We start from the raw sequence: 25874 nt of genomic DNA, 5'->3' as shown, positions 1-25874 counted from the left end.
ATGCCGCATTTTTGGCCCGAAAACGCCGCATTTCCGTGGCGGGCGATGCTTTCTGGAGACAGGTCCGACAGCTCGCAAGACCCCGGCGGCCACAAAAAAGCGCCGCGGTGCGGCGCTTTCTCGGGGGGGGCGGGGCGGCGGCAGGCCGTGCCCGTCGGCTTATTGCGCCGACAGTGCCTTCACCACCGCGTCGCCCATTTGCGACGTGCCGACCTTGGTCGTGCCTTCGCTGTGGATGTCCGGCGTGCGCAGGCCTTGCTCCAGCACGTTTTGCACGGCGGCTTCGATGCGCTTGGCGGCTTCGTCCTGGTTCAGCGAGAAGCGCAGCATCATCGCGGCCGACAAAATGGTGGCCAGTGGGTTGGCCACGCCCTTGCCTGCGATGTCGGGGGCGCTGCCGTGGCTGGGCTCGTACAGGCCCTGGTTGCTGCTGTTCAGGCTGGCCGATGGCAGCATGCCGATGGAGCCCGTCAGCATCGAGGCTTCGTCGGACAGGATGTCGCCGAACATGTTGCCGGTCACGATCACGTCGAAGGCCTTGGGCTTCTTCACCAGTTGCATGGCGGCGTTGTCGACGTACATGTGCTCCAGTTCCACGTCCTGGTAGTCCTTGTGCACGTCGATGACCACGTCCTTCCAGAACTGGAAGGTTTCCAGCACGTTGGCCTTGTCCACGCTGGTGACCTTCTTGCTGCGCTTGCGGGCGGCCTCAAAGGCCACGCGGGCGATGCGTTCGATCTCGGGGCGCGAGTAGCGCATGGTGTCGAAGGCTTCTTGCGCGCCGGGAAAGTGCCCGTCCACCGCCGTGCGGCGGCCGCGGGGCTGGCCGAAGTAGATGTCACCCGTCAGCTCGCGAATGATGAGGATGTCCAGGCCCGCAATCAACTCGGGCTTGAGGCTCGATGCGCCCACCAGTTGCTCGTAGCAGATGGCCGGGCGGAAGTTGGCGAACAGGCCCAGGTTCTTGCGCAGGCCCAGTATGGCCTGCTCGGGGCGCAGGGGGCGGTCGAGCTTGTCGTACTTCCAGTCACCCACGGCGCCGAACAGGATCGCGTCGGATTCCTTGGCCAGCTTCAGGGTGGCTTCGGGCAGCGGGTGGCCGTGGGCCTCGTACGCCGCGCCGCCGACCAGGGCGGATTCCATCTCGAAATGGAGGTCCAGCACTTCCAGGACCTTGACGGCCTCAGCGACGATCTCGGTACCAATGCCGTCACCCGGCAACACTGCGATTTTCATTGTTTGCTTCTCTTTTGATAGCGGCTAGCGCTTGCCCATCAAGCGGTAGCCGTTGTTTTTGCCAAAAACCGGGTGTTCAGGACACCATCGAATGCGCCAGCCAGGGCTTGGCCGCCAGCCGCTCGGCCTCGAAAGCCTTGATCTTGTCGGACTTGCGCAGGGTGAGGCCGATGTCGTCAAAGCCGTTGAGCAGGCAGTACTTGCGAAAGGCGACGACGTCGAACGGGATCTCTTCGCCCTGGGGGCGCACCACGACCTGGCGTTCCAGGTCGATGGTGAGCTGGTAGCCGGGGAAGGCGGCCACTTCGTCGAACAGCTGGGCCACGGTGGCCTCGGGCAGCACGATGGGCAAGAGGCCGTTCTTGAAGCAGTTGTTGAAGAAGATGTCGGCAAAGCTCGGTGCAATGACCGCACGGAAGCCGAACTGGTCCAGCGCCCAGGGCGCATGTTCGCGGCTGGAGCCGCAGCCGAAGTTCTTGCGGGCGATGAGCACGCTGGCGCCCTTGTAGCGCGGCAGGTTCAGCACGAAGTCGGGGTTGGGCTTGCGGGCGGACTCGGGGATGCCGGGCTCGCCCTTGTCCAGGTAGCGCCACTCGTCGAACAGGTTGGGGCCGAAGCCCGTCTTCTTGATCGACTTGAGGAACTGCTTGGGGATGATCGCGTCGGTGTCGACGTTCTCGCGGTCCATGGGGGCGACGAGGCCCTTGTGCACGGTGAATTTCTGCATGGTGGGTTGCTTACTTGTTGGCAGCGCGCTCGAGGGCGCCACCGGCCCGTTGGACGTCCTGGCCCACGCCCTTGACGGTGTTGCAGCCCGCCAGCAGGAAGGCCAGCGAGAGGGCGATGAATGCGGCGATCTTTGTCATGGCAAGGCTCCTTCAGGCAATGGAGAGGTCAACGGACGGTGTGGAACAAAAGGTGGATGAAAGGCGAATAGGGCGGCAGCCAGCGCTCAGGAGAACTGGCGCACATCCACGAAGTGGCCGTGCACCGCAGCGGCGGCGGCCATCGCGGGGCTCACCAGGTGCGTGCGGCCGCCGGCGCCCTGGCGCCCTTCGAAGTTGCGGTTGCTGGTGGAGGCGCAACGCTCGCCGGGCTCCAGCCGGTCGGCGTTCATGGCCAGGCACATCGAGCAGCCGGGTTCGCGCCACTCGAAGCCCGCGGCCTTGAAGATCGCATCGAGGCCTTCGCGCTCGGCCTGCTCCTTGACCAGGCCGGAGCCGGGCACCACCATGGCCAGCTTCACGTTGCTGGCGACCTTGCGGCCCAGGTTCTTCACCACGGCGGCGGCTTCGCGCATGTCTTCGATGCGGCTGTTGGTGCACGAGCCGATGAACACCTTGTCGATGGTGATGTCGTTGATCGGCTTGCCCGGTTGCAGGCCCATGTAGGTGAGCGCACGCTCGATGGCGCCGCGCTTGTTGGCGTCCTTTTCCTTGTCGGGGTCGGGCACGCGGGCGTCGATGCCCAGCACCATTTCGGGCGATGTGCCCCAGGTGACCTGCGGCTGGATCTCGGCAGCATCGAGCTTGACCACGGTGTCGAACTGCGCATCCGCATCGGAGTGCAGCGTCTTCCAGTAGGCCACGGCCTGGTCCCATTCGACTCCGGTGGGCGACAGGGGGCGGCCCTTCACGTACTCGATGGTCTTGTCGTCCACGGCCACCAGGCCCGCGCGCGCGCCGCCTTCGATGGCCATGTTGCACACGGTCATGCGGCCTTCCATGCTCAGGCTGCGGATGGCGGAGCCTGCAAACTCGATGGTGTAGCCCGTGCCGCCCGCCGTACCGATCTTGCCGATGATGGCCAGCACGATGTCCTTGGCGGTCACGCCCTTGGGCAAGGTGCCGTCGACCTGCACCAGCATGTTCTTGGCCTTCTTGGCCAGCAGGGTCTGCGTGGCCATCACGTGCTCGACCTCGCTGGTACCGATGCCGTGGGCCAGTGCGCCGAACGCGCCGTGGGTGCTGGTGTGGCTGTCGCCGCACACCACCGTCATGCCCGGCAGGGTGGCGCCGTTTTCAGGGCCGATCACGTGCACGATGCCCTGGCGCTTGTGCATAAAGGGGAAGAACGCCGCCGGCGTGATCTGCGCCATGTTGTCGTTCAGCGTGGTGATCTGTTCCTTGCTGATCGGGTCGGTGATGCCGTCGTAGCCGGCCTCCCAGCCCGTGGTGGGCGTGTTGTGGTCGGCCGTGCCCACGATGGAGCTCATGCGCCACACCTTGCGCCCCGCCTCGCGCAGGCCTTCGAAGGCCTGGGGGCTGGTGACTTCGTGCACCAGGTGGCGGTCGATGTAGAGGATGGAGGTGCCGTCCTCCTCGGTGTGGACGACGTGCTCGTCCCAGATCTTGTCGTACAGCGTGCGTCCCATGGGTGGCTCTTTTCTTTCGGTGGGGGTTTGATTTTAGTGGCGAGGCTCTGGCGCCTCGGCCGGCAAGGCGCGCGGGGCCAGGTGTTCTGCCAGCAGGCGGGCGGTGACGGGCAGGGCGTCGAAATCGCGGGCCACCACACGCAGTTCGCGGTGGGCCCAGGCGTCGGACAGCGGAACGGCGACCAGGCGGCCCACGCCGCGCATCAGCTCGAAGGCGCGGTCGGGCAACAGGCCCACGCCCAGGCCGTTGTCGATCATGCGGCACATGGCGTCGAGCCCCGTGACCTGGATGCGCTGGCGCAGCGGGCGGCTGGCAGCGGCGGCGGCCGCCCGCATGGCCAGGCTGATGCTGCTGTTGGCATGCAGGCCCACGATGTCCCAGTCCAGGAATTCTTCAAAATTGATAGCTGCTTGCGCAGACAGGACGTGCCCTGCGGGCATGACGAGCACCAGGCGGTCTGCGCGGTAGGGGCGGCTTTGCAATTGCGTCGCGCCGTTGCTGCCCGCCATGTTCACGTTGCAGATGCCCAGGTCGGCCGCGCCCTCCTGCACGGCGTGCAGCACGTCGCTGGAGAGGTGCTCCTGCAGGTCGATCTTGATCTGGCTGTGCTCGCGCGCGAACGCGCCCAGGTCTTCGGGCAGGAACTGGAAGATGGCCGAGATGTTGGCGTGCATGCGCACATGGCCGCGCACGCCGTCGGCGTATTCGCTGAGCTCGCCCTGCATGCGCTCCAGCCCGAAGAGCACGGTGCGCGCGTGGTGCAGCAGGCTCTCGCCCGCGGGTGTCAGCGTGACGCCGCGGCTGTGGCGGTACAGCAGCGCGGTGTCCACGGCGGTTTCCAGGTCCGACAGCCGCTTGCTCACCGCCGACGCGGCGATGAACTCGCGCTCCGCCGCCCGGCCGATGCTGCCGAGTTCGCACACGGCCACGAACAGCTGCAGCGAAGTCAGGTCAATGCGGCGCGCAAAACTGCGCTCGGAGCTTTTCATCGGTGGGTATCTTGTGCTTCTCGTTTGGAGAAGGCGTTGCGCTATTTTCCTATAAATGGAGGGTCTTGGCCATCGCGTACCGCGATGTCGTCCATCGCCTGTGCGCTTATCCGTGCAGGCAGAAAAAAGCCGCACGGGCCCGAGGGCGCCGTGCGGCTCACGGGCGCGAAGGCGCCGTGCGGCTGTTTGTCAGGGGCTCGATGCCTGCGGGATCAGCTGAAGAAGTTCTTCAAGCGGTCCGTCCAGCTCTCGCCGCTGGGCGAGTGGCGCGCGCCACCCTTCTTGAGCGAGTCTTCCAGCTCGCGCAGCAGCTTGCGCTGGTGCTCGGTGAGCTTGACGGGCGTCTCGACCGCGATGTGGCAGTACAGGTCGCCCGGGTAGCTGGCGCGCACGCCCTTGATGCCCTTGCCGCGCAGGCGGAACTGCTTGCCGGCCTGGGTGCCTTCGGGGATGTCGATGGCCGCCTTGCCTTGCAGCGTGGGCACCTCGATCTCGCCGCCCAGGGCGGCGGTGATGAAGCTCACCGGCACCTGGCAATGCAGGTCGTCGCCGTCACGCTCGAAGATGTCGTGCTTCTTCAGGCGGATCTCGATGTACAGGTCGCCCGGAGGCCCACCGTTGGTGCCGGGCTCGCCGTTGCCGGTGCTGCGGATGCGCATGCCGTCGTCGATGCCCGCAGGGATCTTCACTTCCAGCGTCTTTTGCTTCTTGATCTTGCCCTGGCCATGGCACGTGGTGCACGGCTCGGGAATGATCTTGCCCGTGCCGCGGCAGTGCGGGCAGGTCTGCTGAACGCTGAAGAAGCCCTGGCGCATCTGCACCGTGCCGGAGCCCTGGCAGGTGCCGCAGGTCTTGGCGCTGGTGCCGGGCTTGGCGCCGCTGCCGTGGCAGGTGTCGCAGCTGTCCCACGAGGGGATGCGGATCTGCGCGTCCTTGCCGCGGGCGGCCTCTTCCAGCGTGACTTCCATGGCGTAGCTGAGGTCATTGCCCCGGTACACCTGGCGGCCACCCGCGCCGCGCCCGCGGCCGCCCTGCTGGCCGAACATGTCGCCGAAGATGTCGCCAAACGCCTCGGCAAAGCCGCCGAAGCCCTCGGCACCCGCGCCGCCGGGGCCGCGCATGTTCGGGTCCACACCCGCATGGCCGTACTGGTCGTAGGCGGCCCGCTTTTGCGGGTCGGAGAGCATCTCGTAGGCCTCCTTGGCCTCCTTGAACTTCTCTTCGGCAGGCTTGGCCGCATCTCCCTGGTTGCGGTCAGGGTGGTGCTTCATCGCCAGCTTGCGATAAGCCTTCTTGATCTCTTCATCCGAAGCGTTCTTGGGAACGCCCAGGATTTCGTAAAAGTCTCTTTTGGACATGGTCTTTCTGAGCCCGGTTGGAACAGGAACGCCGCGCAGCTCCCTGGGAGCATTGCGCGGCGGCTCGGGTCAACGGGGGCGTGCTCAGCCCTTCTTGACTTCCTTCACCTCGGCATCGACCACGTTGTCGTCGTCCGCAGGCTTGGACGACGAGGCCGAGGCACCGCCACTGGCAGCATCTGCACCGCCTGCTGCGCCCTGTGCCGCTTGCGCAGCCTGCGACTCGGCGTACATCTTCTCGCCCAGCTTCTGGCTGGCGGCCATCAGCGCGGTGGTCTTCTCGTCGATGGCGGCCTTGTCCTCGCCCTTGAGGACGTCTTCCAGGGCCTTCACGGCGGCCGTGATCGCGTCCTTCTCGCCCGCGTCGAGCTTGTCGCCATGCTCGGTCAGGCTCTTGTTCACGCTGTGCACGGCGGCTTCACCCTGGTTGCGGGCCTGCACCAGCTCGAGCTTCTTCTTGTCGTCCGCGGCGTTGAGCTCGGCGTCCTTCACCATCTGCTGGATTTCTTCTTCCGACAGGCCGGAGTTGGCCTTGATGGTGATCTTGTTTTCCTTGCCCGTGCCCTTGTCCTTGGCGCCGACGTGCAGGATGCCGTTGGCGTCGATGTCGAACGACACTTCGATCTGCGGAACACCGCGCGCTGCCGGCGGGATGCCTTCCAGGTTGAACTCGCCCAGCAGTTTGTTGCCCGCCGCCATTTCACGCTCGCCCTGGTAGACCTTGATGGTCACTGCAGGCTGGTTGTCGTCCGCGGTCGAATACGTCTGCGCAAACTTGGTCGGAATGGTGGTGTTCTTCTGGATCATCTTGGTCATGACGCCGCCCAGGGTTTCAATACCCAGGGACAGGGGGGTCACGTCCAGCAGCAGCACGTCCTTGCGGTCGCCCGACAGCACCTGGCCTTGGATGGCGGCGCCCACGGCCACGGCTTCGTCAGGGTTCACGTCCTTGCGAGGTTCCTTGCCGAAGAATTCCTTGACCTTCTCCTGCACCTTGGGCATACGGGTCATGCCGCCGACCAGGATCACGTCATGGATGTCCGACACCGACACGCCGGCGTCCTTGATGGCCATGCGGCACGGGGCGATGGTGCGCTCGATCAGCTCGTCCACCAGCGCTTCCAGCTTGGCGCGGGTCAGCTTGATGTTCAGGTGCTTCGGGCCCGACGCATCGGCGGTCACGTACGGCAGGTTGATGTCGGTCGAGGCCGAGTTCGACAGCTCGATCTTGGCCTTTTCGGCCGCTTCCTTCAGGCGCTGCAGGGCCAGGACGTCGTTCTTGAGGTTGACGCCCGATTCCTTCTTGAACTCGTCGATGATGAAATCGATGATGCGCTGGTCGAAGTCTTCGCCGCCCAGGAAGGTGTCGCCGTTGGTCGACAGCACTTCGAACTGCTTTTCACCGTCCACGTCCGCGATTTCGATGATGGACACGTCGAACGTGCCGCCACCCAGGTCATACACGGCGATCTTGCGGTCGCCCTTTTCCTGCTTGTCGAGGCCAAAGGCCAGGGCGGCAGCGGTGGGTTCGTTGATGATGCGCTTGACATCCAGGCCCGCGATGCGGCCGGCGTCCTTGGTGGCCTGGCGCTGTGCGTCGTTGAAGTAGGCGGGCACGGTGATGACGGCTTCCGTCACAGGCTCGCCCAGGTAGTCCTCGGCGGTCTTCTTCATCTTGCGCAGGATGTCGGCAGACACCTGCTGGGCCGACAGCTTGTTGCCGCGCACTTCGATCCAGGCGTCGCCGTTGTCGGCGGCCACGATCTTGTAGGGCATCAGGTCGATGTCCTTTTGCACTTCTTTTTCGGTGAACTTGCGGCCGATCAGGCGCTTGACGGCGTACAGCGTGTTCTTGGGGTTCGTCACGGCCTGGCGCTTGGCCGAGGCACCGACGAGGATCTCGCCGTCTTCCTGGTAGGCCACGATCGACGGCGTGGTGCGGGCACCTTCGCTGTTCTCGATCACGCGGGTGGTGTTGCCTTCCATGATGGACACGCAGCTGTTGGTGGTGCCCAGGTCAATGCCGATGATTTTTCCCATGATTTTTCTCCGTGATGCTGGAATGGTTTGGATGGCTAGTAACTTGTGGATAACTCGGCTGGCTTCAAGCCGTTATCTACCATTTATTTCGGGGCGGCGACGGTGACCAGGGCAGGGCGCAGCACGCGCTCGGCGATCACATAGCCCTTTTGCAGCACGGCGACCACCGTGTTGGGCTCCTGGGTGGAGTCGGCAGGCAGGGGTACCACGCTGATGGCCTGGTGCTGGTGCGGGTCGAACTTGGCGCCCGCTTCCGGGTTGATGGCCAGCACCTTGTTGCGCTCCAGCGCCGAGGTCAGCTGGCGCAGGGTAGCGTCTGCGCCTTCGCGCAACTGCTGGGGCGTGGCTTCCTTGATGCCGAGCGCGGCATCAAGGCTGTCGGCCACGGGCAGCAGGCTCTCGGCAAAACTTTCGATGCCGAACTTGCGGGCCTTGGAGACTTCGTCCTCGGCGCGGCGGCGGGCGTTTTCAGCCTCGGCCTTGGCGCGCAGGAACTGGTCGGCCAGCTCGGCGCTCTTGGCCTTGAGTTCGGCCAGCTCGCCCTGCAGCCGCGCCAGCTCGTCAGAGGCGTGGGCAGCCATGGCGGCTTCAACTTCTTCGGGGGCGGGGGCAGTCTGTGCAGTGGGTTGGCTGGTGTCTGACATGTTGGGATCTGAAGGTGGATAAACAGCGGTACGCGCGGGATGTGGGGACGTGCCCGGGCATTTCAAGGTCCGGCGCAGGGGCTTGTGGCTGCGTGCCCAGGCCCGGCGCGTTTTGTTGTAAGGCATGTCGTCCCGCTCGGCCAATTTGCAAGTCCCTGGGTGGCGGTCGGGGCCACATTTCGGGATTTCGCAGGCGTTCGAACAGGCGTGAGTGTACAAGCGGCGAAGGTCGGGCTATAATTGCCGGCTTTGCCTTGCCACACCGCTTCTAGACGCAGCGGGTGGTGTCATCCAAAAGGAGTCTGCATGCGTCATTACGAAATCATTTTGTTGATCCATCCGGATCAAAGCGAACAAGTTCCAGCCATGCTGGAACGCTACAAGGGCATGATCACCGCTGGCGGTGGCAAGGTGCACCGCGTGGAAGACTGGGGCCGCCGTCAACTGGCGTACCTGATCAACAAGCTGGCCAAGGCGCACTACCTGTGCGTGAACATCGAGGCCGACCAGGCTGTGATGGCTGAACTGGAGCACGCCTTCAAGTTCAACGACGCCGTGCTGCGCCACCTGACGGTTCAGAAGAAGAAGGCCGACACGGGCCCATCTTCGATGATGAAGACCGTCGAGCGCGAAGAAGCCCGCAAGGCCAGCCAGGCTGAATACGCAGCCGCCGGTGGTGACCGTCCAGAGCGCGCCGAGCGCACTGAACGCGCCGAGCGCTGATCCAGCCCGTTGGAGTGGAGAACCGCGTAGTCTTGACCGCATGTATCGCAGAGGCTGAAGCCCTGCGCTACACACCCGCCGGATTGCCTGCCCTCACGCTGCGGCTCGAACACGAGTCCCGGCAAACCGAGGCAGGCCACCCCCGCGAAGTCAAGGCTGCCATGAAAGCCGTCGCCTTTGGTGCGATGGCCGAGCGTCTGGCAAGGCAGAACATCGGAAGTCTCTGGACTTTCAGTGGATTTCTGGCAACCCCGCGCAATGGCAAGACCGCAGTGCTGCACATCCAGGATATTCAACAAAATTAATTTTCAAGGGGTCCGCAATGGCCACGTTCAAGAAGTTCAACAAAGACAAGCGCCCAAAGCGCAACACCCAGTCCCTGCTGTTCAAGCGCAAGCGCTTTTGCCGCTTCACGGTGACGGGCGTTGAAGAAATCGACTACAAGGATGTCGACACGCTGCGCGATTTCATCGCCGAAAACGGCAAGATCATCCCCGCACGCCTGACCGGCACGCGCGCCATCTACCAGCGTCAGCTGAACACCGCCATCAAGCGCGCGCGCTTCCTGGCCCTGGTGCCTTACAGCGACCAGCACAAGATCTAAGGAGCACAACCCATGCAAATCATCCTGCTCGACAAGGTTGTGAACCTCGGCAACCTGGGCGAAATCGTCAAGGTCAAGGACGGCTATGCCCGCAACTTCCTGATCCCCGCTGGCCGCGCCCGTCGCGCCACCGAAGCCGCCAAGGCAGAGTTCGAAGCCAAGCGCGCCGAACTCGAAAAGGCCGCAGCTGCCAAGCTGGCAGAAGCCCAGGCCCAAGGCGAGAAGCTGGCCGGCACCACCGTCAAGCTGACGCAAAAGGCTGGCGTGGACGGCCGTCTGTTTGGTTCCGTGACCAACCACGACATCGCCGAAGAGCTGAACAAGCAAGGCTACAAGGTGGCCAAGTCGCAAATCCGCCTGCCCAACGGCCCGATCAAGGTCGTGAGCGAAAGCACTGTCAGCGTGGCTCTGCACACCGATGTGGTGGTGGACGTCACCGTGTCGGTCTACGGCGAAACCGCCTGATCGTCACACAGTGACCGTTGCAAAGGCCGCCTCCGGGCGGCTTTTGTCTTTGGGTCACCACTTTTTGTACATGGTTGCCCACGGGTAATCCACGAGTTACCCACAGGCTTATCCCCGCATATGCCCCGCCAGTGCGGGAGCTGCATGCAGCCTTTGCCCGGAGAACCGTCATGTCAGCAGTCTTCCCCCCGCTCGAGGAGAGTGGCTTCGAGCCACCCGTGCCGCAGCCAGACCGCGAGGTGGCGCAGCTGCGTGTGCCCCCGCATTCCATCGAGGCCGAGTCCAGCGTGCTGGGGGGCCTGCTGCTGGACAACAACGCCTGGGACCGCGTGGGCGACCTGCTGGTGGAGAGCCACTTCTACCGCCACGAGCACCAGATGGTGTACGCGGCCATCGGTGCGCTGATCAATGCCAGCAAGCCGGCCGACGTCATCACCGTCTTCGAGCACCTGAAGAACCAGGGTAAGGCGCAGGACATGGGCGGCCTGGCCTATCTGAACAACCTGGCCCAGTACGTTCCGAGTGCCAGCAACATCCGCCGCTACGCAGAGATCGTTCGCGAGCGCGCCATTTTGCGCAAGCTGGTCACGGCCAGCGATGAGATATCGACCAACGCCTTCAACCCGCAGGGCAAGACGGTGGAGCGCATCCTGGATGAGGCCGAGGCCAAGATCTTCGCCATCGGCGAAGAAGGCTCACGCACCAAGCAGGGTTTCCAATCGCTCGACACCCTGGTGATCGACCTGCTCGACAAGGTGCAGGAGATGGCGGACAACCCGGTGGATGTGACCGGCATTCCCACCGGCTTTGCCGACCTGGACCGCATGACGTCCGGCCTGCAGGCGGGCGACATGATCGTGCTGGCAGCCCGCCCCTCGATGGGCAAGACCTCGTTCGCGGTGAACATCGCCGAACACGTGGCGCTCAACGAAGGCCTGCCCGTGGCCATCTTCTCGATGGAAATGGGCGCCGCGCAACTCGCGGTGCGTATCGTGGGTTCCATCGGCCGGGTGAACCAGGGGCATCTGCGCACCGGCCAGCTCACCGACGACGAATGGCCGCGCCTGACCGAGGCGATCGAGAAGCTGCGCACCGTGTCGCTGCACATCGACGAGACGCCGGGCCTCACGCCCGGCGAGCTGCGGGCCAACGCCCGGCGCCTGGCGCGCCAGTGCGGCAAGCTCGGGCTCATCGTGGTCGACTACCTGCAACTCATGAGCGGATCGGGTGCCGGCAGCTCCGACAACCGCGCCACCGAGCTGGGCGAAATCTCCCGGGGTCTCAAGATGCTGGCCAAGGAGCTGCAGTGCCCGGTGATCGCGCTGTCGCAGCTCAACCGCTCGGTCGAGCAGCGCACCGACAAACGCCCCATGATGTCCGACTTGCGCGAATCCGGCGCCATCGAGCAGGATGCCGACATCATCATGTTCATCTACCGCGACGACTACTACAACAAGGACAGCAAGGAGCCCAACGTGGCCGAGGTCATCATCGGCAAGCAGCGTAACGGCCCCACCGGCACCGTGAAGCTGTTCTTCCAGAAGAACCAGACCCGCTTCGAGAACCTGGCCATGGGCAGCGGCGGTGATGATTATTGAACTCCCCTGAGGCGCTTCGCGCCATCCCCCCAGGGGGACGCTCCCAGTGCGGCGGGGCGGCCCTTGCACGGGAGCGCTGGCGGGGCCGCGCCCACTTCACAGGTCGGAAATGAAAAGGCCCCTGCCATTGGCAGGGGCCTTTTCATTGTGGAGCAGTGCAGTTCGTCAGAGTACCTCGCTGGCGAAGTCTGCGAGGCGTGAGCGCTCACCTCGCGCCAGCGTGATGTGCCCGCTGTGCGGCCAGCCCTTGAAGCGGTCCACCGCATAGGTCAGGCCCGAGGAGCCTTCGGTCAGGTACGGCGTGTCGATCTGCGCCAGGTTGCCCATGCAGATGATCTTGGTGCCGGGGCCAGCGCGGGTGATCAGCGTCTTCATCTGCTTGGGCGTCAGGTTCTGCGCCTCGTCGATGATCACGTACTTGTTCAGGAAGGTGCGCCCGCGCATGAAGTTCATGCTCTTGATCTTGATGCGGCTGCGGATGAGCTCGTTGGTGGCGGCGCGTCCCCACTCGCCGGCATTGCCGCCATCGCCCTTGGCCAAAAACTCCAGGTTGTCGTCCAGCGCACCCATCCAGGGGCCCATCTTCTCTTCTTCGGTGCCGGGCAGGAAGCCGATGTCCTCGCCCACGCTCACCGTGGCGCGGGTCATGATGATCTCGGTGTAGCGGCGGTCGTCCAGCACCTGCGTCAGGCCCGCGGCCAGGGCCAGCAGGGTCTTGCCGGTACCGGCCGTGCCGGTCAGGGTCACGAAGTCGATGTCGGGGTCCATGAGCAGGTTCATGGCGTAGTTCTGCTCGCGGTTGCGCGTGGTCACGCCCCACACCGCGTGCTTGGCCGAGCCGTAGTCCTTGAGGGTCTGCAGCACGGCCGTCTTTTCGCGGATCTCGCTCACGCGGGCGAACAGGCTGGGCTCGCCGGGGGCTTCGAAGTACACGAACTGGTTGATCATCAACTGCGGCACGATGGGCCCGCCGATGCGGTAGTAGGTGTGCGCGCCGCTCTGCCAGCTCTCGACGTTCTTGCCGCTCTTGGCCCAGAAGTCGGGCGGCAGCGCCAGCACGCCGGCGTACAGCAGGTCGCCGTCTTCCAGCGTCTTGTCGTTCTGGTAGTCCTCGGCGTTCAGGCCCAGGGCGCGCGCCTTGACGCGCATGTTGATGTCCTTGGACACCAGCACCACTTCGCGCGGTGCGTGCTCCTTGCGCAGGGCCTCGACCACGCCCAGGATCTGGTTGTCGGCCTTGCCTTGCGGCAGGCTGGTGGGCAGGCTGTAGTCCAGTGGTGCGGTCTGGAAGTACAGGCAGCCGCCGGCAGCGCGCTGCCCGGTGGAGTCGAGCTTCAGCCCACGCCCGATGTCGGCGCCCTGCACGCCGGCCAGTGCGTCCAGCGAGCGGCTGGTCTGGCGGCCGTTGCGGGCGACTTCGGTCATGCCCTTCTTGTGGCCGTCGAGCTCTTCCAGCACGATCATCGGCAGGAAGATGTCGTGCTCTTCGAAGCGGAACAGGCTGGTGGGGTCGTGCAGCAGCACATTGGTGTCCAGCACGAACAGCTTGGTCGGGCCCTGGGGCTTGCTGCGCTTGCTGCGGCTGGCCGATGGTGCTGCCGCAGCCGCCGGGGCGGCCACGGCGGGGGCTGCTGCGCCGGCAGAAGCAGCCGTGGTGCGTGCAGGCGTCTTGCGGGCGGGGCTGCGGGCCTCCACCGCGGCGGTGGGCTCGGTGCGGCTGGTGCTGCTGCTGCTGCGCGTGCCGGTGCGCTCTGCCGTGGTGGCAGGCGTTGCGGGTGTGGCGCTGGACACGACCTGCAAGGAGGCTGTGCGTTCGGCAGCTGTCTTGCGGGTTGTGGTGCGTGCTGCCGGTGTCGCCACCTCGGGCGCCGAGCCGACTGCATCGGCAGCGTCTGCGGCGGTGGCCGTGGAGGCCGCTTTGCCGGGGCGGGCGGTCACATCGTAGGCTTCGGGGGCGAGGAGGGCGGCGCGCCGGCTGGGGGCTGGGGGCAGGGGCATGGTGACAGGGCCTCGGTCAGTGACGGTGGGAATATCGGAAACTCAGAAAGCAAAAAGCCGCCTGGAGACCAAGGCGGCTTTGCGGGAGGGGGTGATAGGCGTTGCGGGAACCAGGAGCATCAAACCATTATGCCTATTCCGGATGTCGGGCTTGGGCACAACCGCAGAGCTGTGGCTTGGACGCGCTGTGTTCCCGTGCAATCTGCTGTCAGGCGGCTTTTTTCAGGGCCTTGATGGACTTCACGGCCTTGAGGACTTCGTCCACGTGGCCGGGGACCTTCAGGCCGCGCCATTCCTGGACCAGGATGCCATCCGGGCCGACGAGGAAGGTGCTGCGCTCGATGCCCTTGACCTTCTTGCCGTACATGATCTTGTTCTTGACCACGCCGAACATGTGGCACATCTTCTCTTCGGTGTCTGCGATGAGCTCGAAGGGCAGCTCCAGCTTTTCCTTGAAGTCGTCGTGCGACTTCATGTTGTCGCGCGACACGCCGAACACGGCGGCGCCGGCCTTCACGAAGTCCTTGTACTTGTCGCGGAACTGCATGGCTTCCGTGGTGCAGCCCGGCGTGTTGTCCTTGGGATAGAAGTAGAGCACCATGATCTGGCCAAGGTGGGTGGTATTGGAAACCTTGAGTCCACCGGTCGCGTTGGCTTCAAATTCGGGGAGGGGTTTGTTGACAACGATCGCCATATCACTTCAATCTCTCAGGATGTAGTCGTTGATAAGCCGGGGGAAGCGGGTGTGTTATTGCTCTTGTGAGTGCCCCCGACCGCAACCCGTGATTTTACTCCGAAATCGATTGCTAACCAAATGTAAGACTGTGTGTCCAACCCTTTCCCGCAGGGGTTGGGGCCACCGGGCGCCCTGAAAGGGCCGGCGTGTCGCGCCGGTCTGGCGGGGCCAGTGTCAACTTTCCAGCAGCAGGGCGGCGACCACGTTGCGGCCTTCGCTTGCCAGGATGTTGTAGGTGCGGCAGGCGGCCGCGGTGTCCATGGTTTCCAGGCCCAGCCGGCGGGCGATCAGCGGCGCGAGCCACGCGGGGGGCGGAAAGCGGTTGCGCGTGCCGCTGCCAAAGATGACGAGTTCTGCGTCCAGACCGGCCAGCTGCGCGAAGTGCTCCGCCGTCAGGTCTTCGAAACGCGTGCAGGGCCAGGCTTGCCGCAGGCCGTTGGAGCCCAGGATGACGCTGTGGGTGATCTTCTCGGCGTCCACGCCGATCCAGCCGGGGCCGTATCCGCTGATGGTTTGGGCGTTCGAGCGGTCGGGCTGGAATTTCATGGGTGTCGGGTGGGGCCGTGGCGAGCGGCGGTGTGGCGGCGGGCCTTCGGGCGAAGGGGCCGGTGGTGCATCTGATCTGTGGTCAAATTATAGGTTCGCCAAGGTGCCCGCCGCTCTGGCCCGCCACCTGACCTTACTCCTCCACTGTCAGCGCATGAAAACCGTCCAGAAATCCGCCAAGCTCGCCAACGTCTGCTACGACATCCGGGGGCCCATCATGGACGCGGCCAAGCAGATGGAGGAAGACGGGCACAAGATCATCAAGCTCAACATCGGCAACCTGGCGGTGTTCGGCTTCGATGCGCCGGAAGAGATCCAGCTCGACATGATCCGCAACCTGCCCAACTCGGCAGGGTATTCGGACAGCAAGGGCATCTTCGCGGCGCGCAAGGCGGTGATGCACGAGACGCAAAAGCAGGGCATCAAGGGCGTGGCGCTCGACGACATCTACCTGGGCAATGGCGCCAGCGAGCTGATCGTCATGGCCACCAACGCGCTGCTGGACAACGGCGACGAACTGCTGCTGCCCTCGCCCGACTACCCGCTGTGGACGGCCGCGGCCAGCCTGTCGGGCGGTACGCCGGTGCATTACCTGTGCGACGAGGCCAACGGCTGGATGCCCGACCTGGCCGACATCCGCGCCAAGATCACGCCCCGCACCAAGGGCATCGTGGTCATCAACCCCAACAATCCCACCGGCGCGCTGTACTCGGACGAGCTGCTCAAGGGCATCATCACCATCGCCCGTGAACACGGCCTCGTGATCTTCGCCGACGAGGTGTACGACAAGGTGCTGTACGACGGCACCAAGCACACGGCCATCGGGTCGCTGAGCCAGGACGTGCTCACGCTCACCTTCAACTCGCTGTCCAAGAGCTACCGCTCCTGCGGCTATCGCGCGGGCTGGCTGGTGGTGTCGGGCGACAAGAAACCTGCCCGGGACTACATCGAGGGCCTGAACATGCTCTCGAACATGCGCCTGTGCGCCAACGTGCCCGGCCAGTGGGCCGTGCAAACGGCGCTGGGTGGCTACCAGAGCATCAACGAGCTGGTGGGCGAGGGCGGCCGCCTGCGCAAGCAGCGCGACTTGGCGTACGAGCTCATCACCGCCATCCCCGGCGTGACCTGCGTCAAGCCCCAGGCGGCGCTGTACATGTTCCCGCGCCTGGACCCGGCCGTCTACCCCATCGAGGACGACCAGCAGTTCTTCCTGGAGCTGCTGCAGGAAACCAAGGTCATGCTGGTGCAGGGCACCGGCTTCAACTGGGCGGCTCCCGACCATTTCCGTATCGTGTTCCTGCCCCACGAGGACGACCTGCGCGACGCCATCGGCCGCGTGGCGCGCTTCCTGGAGCAGTACCGCAAGCGCAAGCAGGCGGCTGCTGCGGCGGCAGCCTCGGCTGCGGCCTGAGTGGCACGGCGCCGAGTGAGGAGGGCTTTTCACATGCGTATCCGCTTCGCCGCCGACCGCGTGGTGGCCGTGCTGGCCGGCGCGCTCGCCCTGGCTGCACCCTGGCCGTCCGCGCACGCCGCCGACCCCAAGGCAGAGCCCGTCAGGTTCCAGCACAAGGACTGGGCGCTGCAATGCGACAACACGCGCACCTGCCGCGCCGTGGGCTACCAGTCGGAGGACGGCGATTCCGAACCTGTCTCCATCCTGTTGACGCGTCCGGCAGGCCCGAATGCGCCGGTTCAGGTAGACCTGCAGGTCTATACCGAAAAGGCCGATCCCGCGGCGCTCGACCTGCAGGTGGGCAAGCTGTCGCTGCGCGGCCTGGAGGGCGCCGTGCCGCGCGTGCCGGCCGGCCAGGTGCCCCGCCTGCTGCAGGAATTGCTCAGGAACGACGAAGCGACGCTGTCCGCAGGCAACGACCGGTGGACGCTGTCGCTGGCGGGCGCCAGCGCCGTGCTGCTCAAGATGGACGAGGCCCAGGGCCGCGTCGGCACGCCGGGCGCGCTGGTGCGGCGCGGTACCAAAGCGGAGTCCTCGGTGCTGCGGCCCGTGGCTGCGCCCGTGGTCAAGGGCGTCCTGCCGGTGGCGCCCCGCAAGGGCGATGGTGCGCTGGCCAGGCCCCTGCTCGCCGAGATCGACCGTGCCAGCGTGGCCGACCAGTGCAACGGCCAGGACCCGCTGAACCCGTCCACCGCCCAGGTCCGCCGGCTCACGGACCGCAAGCTTCTGGTGTCCCTGCCCTGCGGCATGGGCGCGTACAACTTCAGCAACCTGCTGTGGGTCGCCAGCGACCTGCCGCCCCACAAGCCCGAGCCTTTGCAGGACGTGGACGGCGAGTTCGATGCCGACACGGGTTCTGTCCATTCGGCGATGAAGGGCCGCGGCATCGGCGACTGCTGGTCGACGCGCGACTGGCAGTTCGACGGGCAGGGCTTCGTGCTCACCCGTAAGGCCGGCGACAGCATGTGCCGGGGCTTTCCTGGCGGCGCCTGGCAGTTGCCGAGCTACGTCACACGCTGAGACCGAGCCCCGCCGCGCCGCGACGGCCGGCCTTCCATTTCAACCCGATCCAACCCTTTCCCAACATCACCATGAAACCCATCCAAGTAGGCCTTCTGGGCATCGGCACCGTCGGCAGCGGCGTGTTCAACGTGCTCCAGCGCAACCAGGAAGAAATCCGCCGCCGCGCCGGCCGCGGCATCGAGATCACCATGGTGGCCGACCTTGACGTGGACCGCGCCAAGGCCGCGGTGGGTGACGGCATCGAGGTCGTGAACGACGCCCGCGCCATCATCGCCAACCCCGATATCGACATCGTCATCGAGCTCATCGGCGGCTACGGCATCGCCCGCGCGCTGGTGCTCGAGGCCATCGCGGCCGGCAAGCACGTGGTCACCGCCAACAAGGCGCTGCTGGCCGTGCACGGCACCGAGATCTTCGCGGCCGCATCGGCCAAGGGCGTGATGGTGGCCTTCGAGGCCGCCGTGGCCGGTGGCATCCCCATCATCAAGGCGCTGCGCGAAGGCCTGACCGCCAACCGCATCCAGTGGATCGCCGGCATCATCAACGGCACCACCAACTTCATCCTGTCGGAGATGCGCAGCAAGGGCCTGGACTTCGACGTGGTGCTGAAAGAAGCGCAGCGCCTGGGCTACGCCGAGGCCGACCCCACCTTCGACATCGAAGGCGTGGACGCCGCGCACAAGGTCACGCTGATGAGCGCCATTGCCTTCGGCATCCCGGTGCAGTTCGACAAGGCCTACGTCGAAGGCATCACCAAGCTGGGTGCTGCCGACATCAAGTACGCCGAGCAGTTGGGCTACCGCATCAAGCTCTTGGGCATCACCAAGCGCGTCGACAAGGGCGTGGAGCTGCGCGTGCACCCGAGCCTGGTGCCCTCCAAGCGGCTGATCGCCAACGTCGAAGGCGCGATGAACGCCGTGGTGGTGCAGGGCGATGCCGTGGGCACCACGCTGTACTACGGCAAGGGCGCGGGCAGCGAGCCCACCGCCAGCGCCGTGATCGCCGACCTGGTGGACATCGCCCGCCTGCACACGGCCGACCCCGAGCACCGCGTGCCGCACCTGGCCTTCCAGGCCCACACGCTGACCGACGCCATGGGCACGCTGCCGGTGCTGCCGATGAGCGAAGTGGTCACCAGCTACTACCTGCGCCTTCGCGTGGCCGACCAGGCCGGCGTGCTGGCCAAGGTCACCGGCCTGCTGGCCGAAGCCGGCGTGAGCATCGACGCGGTGCTGCAGCGCGAAGCCGACGAAGTGGGGGGCGAAGGCTCCACCCAGACCGACCTGATCATCCTGACCCACGACACCCGCGAAGGCACCATGGACGCCGTCATCGCCCAGATGCAGGCGCTGCCCACGGTGCTGGCGCCCATCACGCGCATCCGCAAGGAGGAACTGAACTGATGCTGTACATCTCCACCCGCGGCCATGCCGACCGCAAGCATTTCTGCGACATCCTGCTCGAAGGCCTGGCGCCCGACGGCGGCCTGTACCTGCCCGAGCAGTACCCCAAGATCAGCGGTGCCACGCTGACCAAGCTGCGCAAGGCGTACCACGAGCAGGGCTACGCCGAACTGGCGTTCCAGATCCTGTCGCTGTACATCGACGACATCCCTGCCGCCGACCTGAAGGCCATCTGCGCCAAGACGTACACGGCCGAAGTGTTCGGCACGGGCGAGATCGTGCCCCTGCGCCACCTGGAAGACGGCCTGTGGCTCGAGGCCCTGTCCAACGGCCCCACGCTGGCCTTCAAGGACATGGCCATGCAACTGCTGGGCAACCTGTTCGAGTATGAACTCAAGCGCCGCGGCGAAGAGCTGAACATTCTGGGCGCCACCAGCGGCGACACCGGCAGCGCGGCCGAATACGCCATGCGCGGCAAAGAGGGCGTGCGCGTCTTCATGACCTCGCCCCATGGCCGCATGAGCGCCTTCCAGCAGGCACAGATGTTCAGCCTGCAGGACGAGAACATCCACAACATCGCCATCGAAGGCGTGTTCGACGACTGCCAGGACATCGTCAAGGCCGTGAGCAACGACCTCGACTTCAAGCGCAAGTACAAGATCGGCACCGTCAACTCCATCAACTGGGCGCGCCTCTTGGCGCAGGTGGTGTACTACTTCGCGGGCTACATCCAGGCCACCGAGACCAACGACCAGAAGGTCAGCTTCACCGTGCCGTCGGGCAACTTCGGCAACGTCTGCGCGGGCCACGTGGCGCGCCAGATGGGTCTGCCGATCGCCAAGCTGGTGGTCGCCACCAACGAGAACGATGTGCTCGACGAGTTCTTTCGCACGGGCTCGTACCGCGTGCGCGCCGCAGCCGACACGCACGAGACGTCGAGCCCGTCGATGGACATCAGCAAGGCCAGCAACTTCGAGCGGTTCATCTTCGACCTGCTGGGCCGCAACGGCCAGCGCACCAAGGCCCTGTTCAGCGCCGCGCTGCAGACCTATGGCCGGTTCGATCTGAGCGCCGATCCGCTGTTCGCCGACGCGGCGGGCAAGTACGGCTTTGAAAGCGGCAAGAGCACCCACGCCGACCGCCTGGCCACCATCCGCGACACCCACCAGCGCCATGGCGTGACCATCGACACCCACACCGCCGACGGCGTGAAGGTGGCGCGTGAGCACCGTGGCGACGCATCGGTGCCGATGATCGTGCTGGAGACCGCGCTGCCCATCAAGTTCGCCGAGACCATCGAAGAAGCCCTGGGACACGCGCCCGAGCGGCCCGAGAAGTTCGCGGGCATCGAAGACCTGCCCAAGCGCGTGCAGGTGATGCCCGCCGATGTGGACCAGGTCAAGGCGTACATCCAGCGGGTGTGCGATAACGCCTGAGTGAGCAGTCCAGCGCAGCGGGGCAGGGTCCCGGTGCTGGCGTGCCTTGGCCGTGGCACCGCAGGCGGAATCAGCGGATCGGCAGGGCCCCGGCGCCGCGCTGGCGCCGCCAAGCAGCCGTCGCGGCCCTCGCGGCACCGCTGCCTGGCCGCCACCGCGCGGCTTGACGGCCCCGAGAGCAGCGCTGCAGAGCGTTATTGAGCATAAAAATGGACGCTACCGCTTGATAGGCATGCGCAAGCAGCTATTAAAAACGTAGCGACCGCAAGGAGCGATGGATGAAGGTGATCGGTTTTGCAGGCTTCTCCGGCAGTGGCAAGACCACGCTGGTCGAGCAACTCATCCCTGAGCTGCGCTTGCGCGGGCTGCGGGTGTCGGTGGTCAAGCACGCGCACCACAGCTTCGACGTGGACCACCCCGGCAAGGACACCTACCGCCACCGCGAGGCCGGTGCGTTCGAAGTGGTGGCGGCGTCCGACAAGCGCCTGATGCTGGTGCGCGAGTTCGAGCGCCCCGCCACGCTCTCCGTGCACCACCTGATCGCCGAGCTGTACGCGGGCGTGGACTGGGTGCTGGTGGAAGGCTTCAAGGACAGCGACCTGCTCAAGATCGAAGTCTGGCGCGCGCCCGAAGCCGGCCAGGCGGCCAAGCCCGTGCGCTACCCCGAGGACGACTTCGTGGTGGCTGTCGCCACCGACGCGCCCGGTGCGCTCACGGTGCCCACGCAGTTGCCCCTGCTCGACCTCAACGCCCCGTCCGCGGTGGTGGACTGGCTGGTGCAGAACGAACAGCGGTTCGAGTACAACGAAGAGCTCTACGGGGCGGGGATGTAGTCCCATTCAAGCGACGGGAACCACCACCACCATGAACCGCCCCCTCAAATCCCTGGACGACGCGCTGGCCGAGCTGCTGGCGCACGCCGTGCCGCCGACAGCCACGCAGGCGGTCTCCACCTTCGACGCCGACGGTCGCGTGCTGGCGCAGGACTGCGTCTCGGCGCTGCACGTGCCCCCGCAGGACAACAGCTCCATGGACGGCTACGCGGTGCGCCGGGCCGACGTGCCCGCGGCGGGCACGGTGCTGCCGGTCTCGCAGCGCATTGCCGCGGGCAGCGCGGGCGAGCCGCTGCAAAGCGGCACGGCAGCGCGCATCTTCACCGGCGCGCCGGTGCCCGAGGGCGCCGACGCCATCCTGATGCAGGAAGACTGCGAAGCCCTGCCGGACCAGGGCAGCGTGCGCATCAACGCCGTGCCCCAGCCCGGCCAGTGGATCCGGCGCGCCGGCGAAGACATCACCCGCGGTGCCGTGGTGCTGGCGCGGGGTACGCGCCTGTCGCCCGCCGAACTGGGCCTGGCGGCGAGCATCGGCCTGCACGCGCTGCAGGTCGCACGCCGGCCGCGCGTGGCGCTGTTTTCCACCGGCGACGAACTGGTGATGCCCGGCGAGGTGCCGCCCGAGCAGATGCGCCCCGGCGCCATCTACAACAGCAACCGGTTCTTTTTGCGCGCCATGCTGCAGCGCCTGGGCTGCGAGGTGACCGACCTGGGCATCGTCCCGGACCGGCGCGACGCGACGGTACAGGCGCTGCGCAGCGCCAGCGCGGACCACGACCTCATCCTCACCAGCGGCGGCGTCTCGGTGGGCGAAGAAGACCACATCAAGCCCGCTGTCGAGTCGCTGGGCCGGCTCGATCTGTGGCAGATCGCCATGAAGCCCGGCAAGCCGTTCGCCTACGGCCAGATCCCGCGTGCAGAGGGCGCTGCGCACTTCATGGGCCTGCCCGGCAACCCCGTGTCGAGCTTTCTGACCTTTGCACTGCTGGTGCGGCCGTTCGTGCTGCGCCTGCAGGGCGTGCAGGACGTTGCCCCCAGGTCCATCGCTGCCCGCGCCGATTTCAACTGGCCCAAAGCCGACAAACGCCGCGAATTCCTGCGCGTGCGGCACAACGCAGCCGGCGGGCTCGACCTGTTCGCCAACCAGAGCTCGGGCGTGCTCACCTCGGCCGCTTGGGGCCATGGCGTGGTGGACAACCCGGCGGGCCAGACGATTGCCGCTGGCGATACGGTGCGGTTCATCGCTTTCTCGGAGCTTCTGGGATGAAGAAGATCTCTGTGCGTTACTTCGCCTCCATCCGCGAGGCCATTGGGCACGGCAGCGAGGCGGTCGAGACCTCTGCCGCCACGCTGGGTGCCCTGCGCGACGAACTGATTGCACGCGGCGGGGCCCACGCCAGCAGCCTGGCGCGCGGCCGGGCCGTGCGCATGGCGCTCGATCAGACCTTGAGCGATGAATCCGCCATCCTGGCCGATGGGGCCGAGGTGGCGTTCTTTCCGCCGGTGACGGGCGGTTAGCCGGGCGCTTTTTCTCGCGCGCGGCCAGTCACCTCAAAGCGCCTGCAAACGATCTTGCAGCGCCTTCGAGGCCGGCATCATCGGCGCGCGCAGTTCGCTGCGCATCCACCCCGCATGCGCCAGCATCGCCTTGAGCGGGGCCGGGTTGGGCTCGGCAAAACATGCCTCCACCCAGGGTTGCAAGGCTTGCCACACCGGGCGGGCTGCGGGCAGGTCGCCTGAGCGCAGCAAAGCCGTCAACTCCACAAACTGGGGTGTCTGCCAGTGCGCGCTGGCCGAGATGGCGCCGGCGCCGCCCAGGGCCAGCGTATGGAAGATCTGCGCGTCTTCGCCCGTCAGCACCTGCAGCCGGCCATCGGCGATCAGGGCCTGCGTCTTGGCGGGGCTGCCACCGCAGTCCTTGATGCCCTGGATGCGCGGATGCGCCGCCAGCGCCAGCAGCGTCTCGGTGCTGATCGTGGCACCCGTGCGGTAGGGAATGTCATAGATCAGCACGGGCACCGCGCTGGCGTCGGCCAGCGTGCGGAACCAGTGCAGCAGGCCTTCCTGCGAGGGGCGGATGTAGTGGGGGGCGGACACCAGCAGGCCCGCCACCGGGTAGTGCGCCAGCGCACGCACCTGCTCCAGCATCTGGCCCTGGTGGTAGCCCGACAGGCCCATCACCACGGGCAACCCCTGGGCGGCGCCCAGCACGGTCTCCAGCACCTGCAATTGCTCGGCCTTGTCGAGGGCCGCCGCCTCGCCGGTCGAGCCGCAGGCCACGAAGCCCGCAACACCGTCGGCACATAGTCGGGTGGTGAGGGCGGCCAGGGCCGAATGGTCCACGGCACCGTCCTTGAACGGCGTGACCAGGGCGATCCACAGCCCGCTGAAGACGGTGCGGGTGGGCGCAGGGAGTGTGACCTCGGGTGTAGTGGGGAGGGCAGCGGAAAAAGGTGTCGTCAGTGTGGGCATGCGCAGGGTCCTTTGAAGGTTCGACCAAGGGAAGAACCGTCCGAAAAAGAACGCGCGGAATGCCGGGGAGGGAAGAAAAAGAAAGCAGGATTTCTCTACCAGGTGGGTCCGTCGCTCATCCGGACGGAACCACAGCTCCGGTCAGATGAGCTCTGGTTTTTTGGCTTTGACCACGCACTGCAAGGCCACCGCGGGAGCGGTGATCAGGGCAGAAATGCGGTGCGTGGGCATGGGGCGCAGTATAGCGACGCGCCTGCCAAAAGCTGTCTGATGGGCGCTACGGCAGGCAGCGGGCTGATGAAGGCCAGCGCGGCGCCTTGGGGTGTTCGTCGCGGCTTGCTGTAGCGCAGCAGGCCTCAGGGCGCCCGGCCTGCTGCGGGTGCCTCGGCTGGGGTCGATGGATCCTCGGCAGCCAGCGGTGGCAGGAGCTCCGGGCAGGGCCAGTTCAGCATCTCGGCCAGGCGCGTGACGATCCACGTCGCCTCGGCCACCGACACGCCGGATTCGGCGCTGCACAGCCCGGCGTGGATGCGCCGCAAGATCTCGGCCTCCGACGGCGCCTGCACGTGGTACAGCGTCTGCGCGTGCTCCACCAGGTGGCCCGCCAGGTCCTCGCACAGTTCGTAGCGGGTGCGCACCACGGCGGGCTTCTCCGTCAGCCGGTTGCGGGTGTCGCTGTACACGGCCATGAAGGAGGGCGGGACGTGGATCTGGTTGTCGTCATCCATGGGCGTCTCGCTCAATCGGGCGTGAACAGGCGCTCGAACCGGGCCTGGTCGGCAGGCAGCTCGAAGCTCACCACCTGGCCCATCTTCATGTCCGACAGCCGGCACGCCGCGAACAGCGTGGTCTTGCCCGCCAGGTCCATCACATCGAGGTCGATGATGGCGTAAGGGTAGGGCACGAAGACCTGGTGTTCGAACACGTCCTTGTGCGCATTGCGCGGCGAAGGGTAGAGCTTGTAGAGGTCGGTGGTGATGGTTTGCGTGGCCATGGAGGTGGGGAAGCGCCCTGCGAGCGGGCACTGGGGGTAAAGTGCGGGCCCATCGTACAGACAATCACACATCCTCCATGGCAAAACCCAAAAGTGAATGGCCCGGCAAAGTCCTGGCGCTGGTGCAGGGCGGCAACATCGACGCCGCCATCGCCCAGATCAAGGTGGCCCCGACCGTGGGCGACGTGACGCGCCTGCAGGCGCTGCTGGCCCAGCTGCCGCCAAAGCCGGCGCTCGCGCAGTTGAACAAAGTGGTCGAAGAAGAGCTCGCCCTGCTGGCCGCGCCCCGGCTGCACCGCTCGCCATGACCACGCCGCGCGACTTGCCCCCGGGTGCCGTCACCATGGCGTCGCCCCGCGTGTCCATCCAGACGCAGGACTTCGACCTGTCCACCGAAATCGCTGCGCTGCGCAGCCACAACAAGGGCGTGGGGGCCGTCTGCAGTTTCATTGGGACGGTGCGGGATCGCAATGAAGGCGATGCCGTGTCGTCCATGGAGCTGGAGCACTACCCGGGCATGACCGAAAAATCCATCGAGGCGATGGTGGACGAGGCCCTGCGCCGCTTCGACATCTTCGGCGCGCGCATCATCCACCGCGTGGGGCTGCTGCAGCCGCTCGACCAGATCGTGCTGGTGGCCGTGACCAGCGCGCACCGCGGCCAGAGCTTTCAGGCCTGCGAATTCCTGATGGACTACCTCAAGACCCAGGCGCCGTTCTGGAAGAAGGAAGAAACCCCGCAGGGCGCCCGCTGGGTGGATGCGCGGGTGAGCGACGACGCGGCGCTGGCACGCTGGGGCATCACGGCGCAGAACGCATAGGGCTGCCCGGCGCTGCCCCAGGCCGCCTTCCGGCCGCAGTGCACGTGGCGTGTGGGTGCAAGCAGGGTATTTCAGGTCCAAAATGCCTCTGCCGCGCTTGGGATAAGCGCTGGAAGCTATTAAAAATA

At 66.0% G+C, this 25874-nt stretch carries 28 protein-coding genes; 14 read left to right on the top strand and 14 right to left on the bottom strand.

What is annotated here, in order from left to right; all coding sequences use genetic code 11:
* Positions 1-159: 159 nt before the first annotated feature.
* From leuB to grpE, 8 genes are all read right to left on the bottom strand, one after another.
* Positions 160-1236 (bottom strand): 3-isopropylmalate dehydrogenase, encoded by a 1077-nt coding sequence (leuB, locus tag ACIGHN_RS00455; protein WP_396502828.1) that lies wholly within the window; start codon positions 1234-1236, stop codon positions 160-162.
* A 76-nt stretch (positions 1237-1312) separates the two neighbouring features.
* Entirely contained in the window at positions 1313-1963 is a 651-nt protein-coding gene (leuD, locus tag ACIGHN_RS00450; RefSeq protein WP_056162217.1) for a 3-isopropylmalate dehydratase small subunit, read from the bottom strand.
* Between the two features lie 10 nt (positions 1964-1973).
* Positions 1974-2102, bottom strand: coding sequence for an entericidin A/B family lipoprotein (locus tag ACIGHN_RS00445; RefSeq protein ID WP_056162220.1), 129 nt, complete (start codon positions 2100-2102; stop codon positions 1974-1976).
* A gap of 86 nt (positions 2103-2188) precedes the next feature.
* A complete protein-coding gene (gene leuC, locus ACIGHN_RS00440) occupies positions 2189-3610 on the bottom strand; it encodes a 3-isopropylmalate dehydratase large subunit (RefSeq protein ID WP_056423212.1) in 1422 nt (473 codons plus the stop codon).
* A gap of 33 nt (positions 3611-3643) precedes the next feature.
* Positions 3644-4600, bottom strand: coding sequence for a LysR family transcriptional regulator (locus ACIGHN_RS00435; protein ID WP_396502827.1), 957 nt, complete (start codon positions 4598-4600; stop codon positions 3644-3646).
* Positions 4601-4812: 212 nt separating this feature from the next.
* The gene (gene dnaJ, locus ACIGHN_RS00430) at positions 4813-5958 is read right to left on the bottom strand and encodes a molecular chaperone DnaJ (RefSeq protein WP_056420920.1); all 1146 of its coding nucleotides are present in this window, start codon (positions 5956-5958) and stop codon (positions 4813-4815) included.
* 84 nt (positions 5959-6042) lie between these two features.
* Positions 6043-7998: a molecular chaperone DnaK gene (gene dnaK, locus ACIGHN_RS00425; protein ID WP_056420923.1), complete on the bottom strand. Its 1956-nt coding sequence runs from the start codon at positions 7996-7998 to the stop codon at positions 6043-6045.
* A gap of 83 nt (positions 7999-8081) precedes the next feature.
* Positions 8082-8642 carry a nucleotide exchange factor GrpE gene (gene grpE / locus ACIGHN_RS00420; protein ID WP_056420926.1) on the bottom strand — a complete coding sequence of 187 codons (561 nt, stop codon included), beginning with the start codon at positions 8640-8642 and terminating at the stop codon, positions 8082-8084.
* Between the two features lie 306 nt (positions 8643-8948).
* On the opposite strand from grpE, the gene rpsF reads away from it, so the two are divergent.
* From rpsF to dnaB, 5 genes are all read left to right on the top strand, one after another.
* On the top strand, positions 8949-9365 hold the full coding sequence (rpsF, locus tag ACIGHN_RS00415) for a 30S ribosomal protein S6 (RefSeq protein ID WP_056420930.1): 417 nt from the start codon (positions 8949-8951) through the stop codon (positions 9363-9365).
* Between the two features lie 14 nt (positions 9366-9379).
* Positions 9380-9670 (top strand): primosomal replication protein N, encoded by a 291-nt coding sequence (gene priB, locus ACIGHN_RS00410; protein ID WP_082486070.1) that lies wholly within the window; start codon positions 9380-9382, stop codon positions 9668-9670.
* A 17-nt stretch (positions 9671-9687) separates the two neighbouring features.
* Complete coding sequence (gene rpsR / locus ACIGHN_RS00405) at positions 9688-9969, top strand: 30S ribosomal protein S18 (protein ID WP_044397946.1); 282 nt, start codon at positions 9688-9690, stop codon at positions 9967-9969.
* A gap of 12 nt (positions 9970-9981) precedes the next feature.
* Positions 9982-10434, top strand: a complete 453-nt coding sequence (rplI, locus tag ACIGHN_RS00400; protein WP_056420937.1) for a 50S ribosomal protein L9 — start codon at positions 9982-9984, stop codon at positions 10432-10434.
* A 170-nt stretch (positions 10435-10604) separates the two neighbouring features.
* Complete coding sequence (gene dnaB / locus ACIGHN_RS00395) at positions 10605-12032, top strand: replicative DNA helicase (RefSeq protein ID WP_056420940.1); 1428 nt, start codon at positions 10605-10607, stop codon at positions 12030-12032.
* Positions 12033-12197: 165 nt separating this feature from the next.
* On the opposite strand, the gene ACIGHN_RS00390 is transcribed toward dnaB, so the two are convergent.
* The 3 genes from ACIGHN_RS00390 to ACIGHN_RS00380 all read right to left on the bottom strand — a co-directional run bounded on the left by ACIGHN_RS00390 (position 12198) and on the right by ACIGHN_RS00380 (position 15312).
* Positions 12198-14030, bottom strand: a complete 1833-nt coding sequence (locus tag ACIGHN_RS00390; RefSeq protein ID WP_396502826.1) for a PhoH family protein — start codon at positions 14028-14030, stop codon at positions 12198-12200.
* 208 nt (positions 14031-14238) lie between these two features.
* The gene (locus ACIGHN_RS00385) at positions 14239-14724 is read right to left on the bottom strand and encodes a peroxiredoxin (protein WP_056162260.1); all 486 of its coding nucleotides are present in this window, start codon (positions 14722-14724) and stop codon (positions 14239-14241) included.
* A gap of 216 nt (positions 14725-14940) precedes the next feature.
* Positions 14941-15312 carry an Mth938-like domain-containing protein gene (locus tag ACIGHN_RS00380; RefSeq protein WP_056420944.1) on the bottom strand — a complete coding sequence of 124 codons (372 nt, stop codon included), beginning with the start codon at positions 15310-15312 and terminating at the stop codon, positions 14941-14943.
* 154 nt (positions 15313-15466) lie between these two features.
* Between ACIGHN_RS00380 and ACIGHN_RS00375 the strand changes: the two genes are divergently transcribed.
* The 7 genes from ACIGHN_RS00375 to moaD all read left to right on the top strand — a co-directional run bounded on the left by ACIGHN_RS00375 (position 15467) and on the right by moaD (position 22978).
* Positions 15467-16723, top strand: coding sequence for a pyridoxal phosphate-dependent aminotransferase (locus ACIGHN_RS00375; RefSeq protein WP_396502825.1), 1257 nt, complete (start codon positions 15467-15469; stop codon positions 16721-16723).
* A gap of 33 nt (positions 16724-16756) precedes the next feature.
* Complete coding sequence (locus tag ACIGHN_RS00370; RefSeq protein WP_396502824.1) at positions 16757-17785, top strand: DUF1176 domain-containing protein; 1029 nt, start codon at positions 16757-16759, stop codon at positions 17783-17785.
* Between the two features lie 71 nt (positions 17786-17856).
* Entirely contained in the window at positions 17857-19191 is a 1335-nt protein-coding gene (locus tag ACIGHN_RS00365) for a homoserine dehydrogenase (protein ID WP_396502823.1), read from the top strand.
* Positions 19191-20627, top strand: coding sequence for a threonine synthase (thrC, locus tag ACIGHN_RS00360; protein WP_396502822.1), 1437 nt, complete (start codon positions 19191-19193; stop codon positions 20625-20627). Before ACIGHN_RS00365 ends, thrC begins: the two co-directional genes overlap by 1 nt.
* A 278-nt stretch (positions 20628-20905) precedes the next feature.
* Positions 20906-21460, top strand: coding sequence for a molybdopterin-guanine dinucleotide biosynthesis protein B (gene mobB / locus ACIGHN_RS00355; protein WP_396502821.1), 555 nt, complete (start codon positions 20906-20908; stop codon positions 21458-21460).
* Positions 21461-21491: 31 nt separating this feature from the next.
* Positions 21492-22727 (top strand): gephyrin-like molybdotransferase Glp, encoded by a 1236-nt coding sequence (gene glp, locus ACIGHN_RS00350; RefSeq protein WP_396502820.1) that lies wholly within the window; start codon positions 21492-21494, stop codon positions 22725-22727.
* Positions 22724-22978 (top strand): molybdopterin converting factor subunit 1, encoded by a 255-nt coding sequence (gene moaD / locus ACIGHN_RS00345; protein WP_056420962.1) that lies wholly within the window; start codon positions 22724-22726, stop codon positions 22976-22978. The genes glp and moaD overlap by 4 nt, the downstream gene beginning before the upstream one ends.
* A gap of 33 nt (positions 22979-23011) precedes the next feature.
* Here moaD and dapA read toward each other — a convergent pair whose 3' ends face one another.
* The 3 genes from dapA to ACIGHN_RS00330 all read right to left on the bottom strand — a co-directional run bounded on the left by dapA (position 23012) and on the right by ACIGHN_RS00330 (position 24926).
* Complete coding sequence (gene dapA, locus ACIGHN_RS00340) at positions 23012-23932, bottom strand: 4-hydroxy-tetrahydrodipicolinate synthase (protein ID WP_396502819.1); 921 nt, start codon at positions 23930-23932, stop codon at positions 23012-23014.
* 356 nt (positions 23933-24288) lie between these two features.
* On the bottom strand, positions 24289-24660 hold the full coding sequence (locus ACIGHN_RS00335) for a hypothetical protein (RefSeq protein WP_396502818.1): 372 nt from the start codon (positions 24658-24660) through the stop codon (positions 24289-24291).
* Between the two features lie 11 nt (positions 24661-24671).
* Positions 24672-24926: a hypothetical protein gene (locus tag ACIGHN_RS00330; RefSeq protein WP_056162292.1), complete on the bottom strand. Its 255-nt coding sequence runs from the start codon at positions 24924-24926 to the stop codon at positions 24672-24674.
* 77 nt (positions 24927-25003) lie between these two features.
* On the opposite strand from ACIGHN_RS00330, the gene ACIGHN_RS00325 reads away from it, so the two are divergent.
* Positions 25004-25234, top strand: a complete 231-nt coding sequence (locus ACIGHN_RS00325; protein WP_056420965.1) for a hypothetical protein — start codon at positions 25004-25006, stop codon at positions 25232-25234.
* A 35-nt stretch (positions 25235-25269) separates the two neighbouring features.
* A complete protein-coding gene (locus ACIGHN_RS00320; protein WP_056162627.1) occupies positions 25270-25746 on the top strand; it encodes a molybdenum cofactor biosynthesis protein MoaE in 477 nt (158 codons plus the stop codon).
* Positions 25747-25874 lie beyond the last annotated feature (128 nt).

Source organism: Acidovorax sp. NPDC077693 (genome assembly GCF_044542805.1).
Taxonomy (GTDB): Bacteria; Pseudomonadota; Gammaproteobacteria; order Burkholderiales; family Burkholderiaceae_C; genus Acidovorax.
The sequence above is the reverse complement of the archived record's forward strand: the minus strand, read 5'-3'. Positions and strand labels throughout refer to the sequence as shown.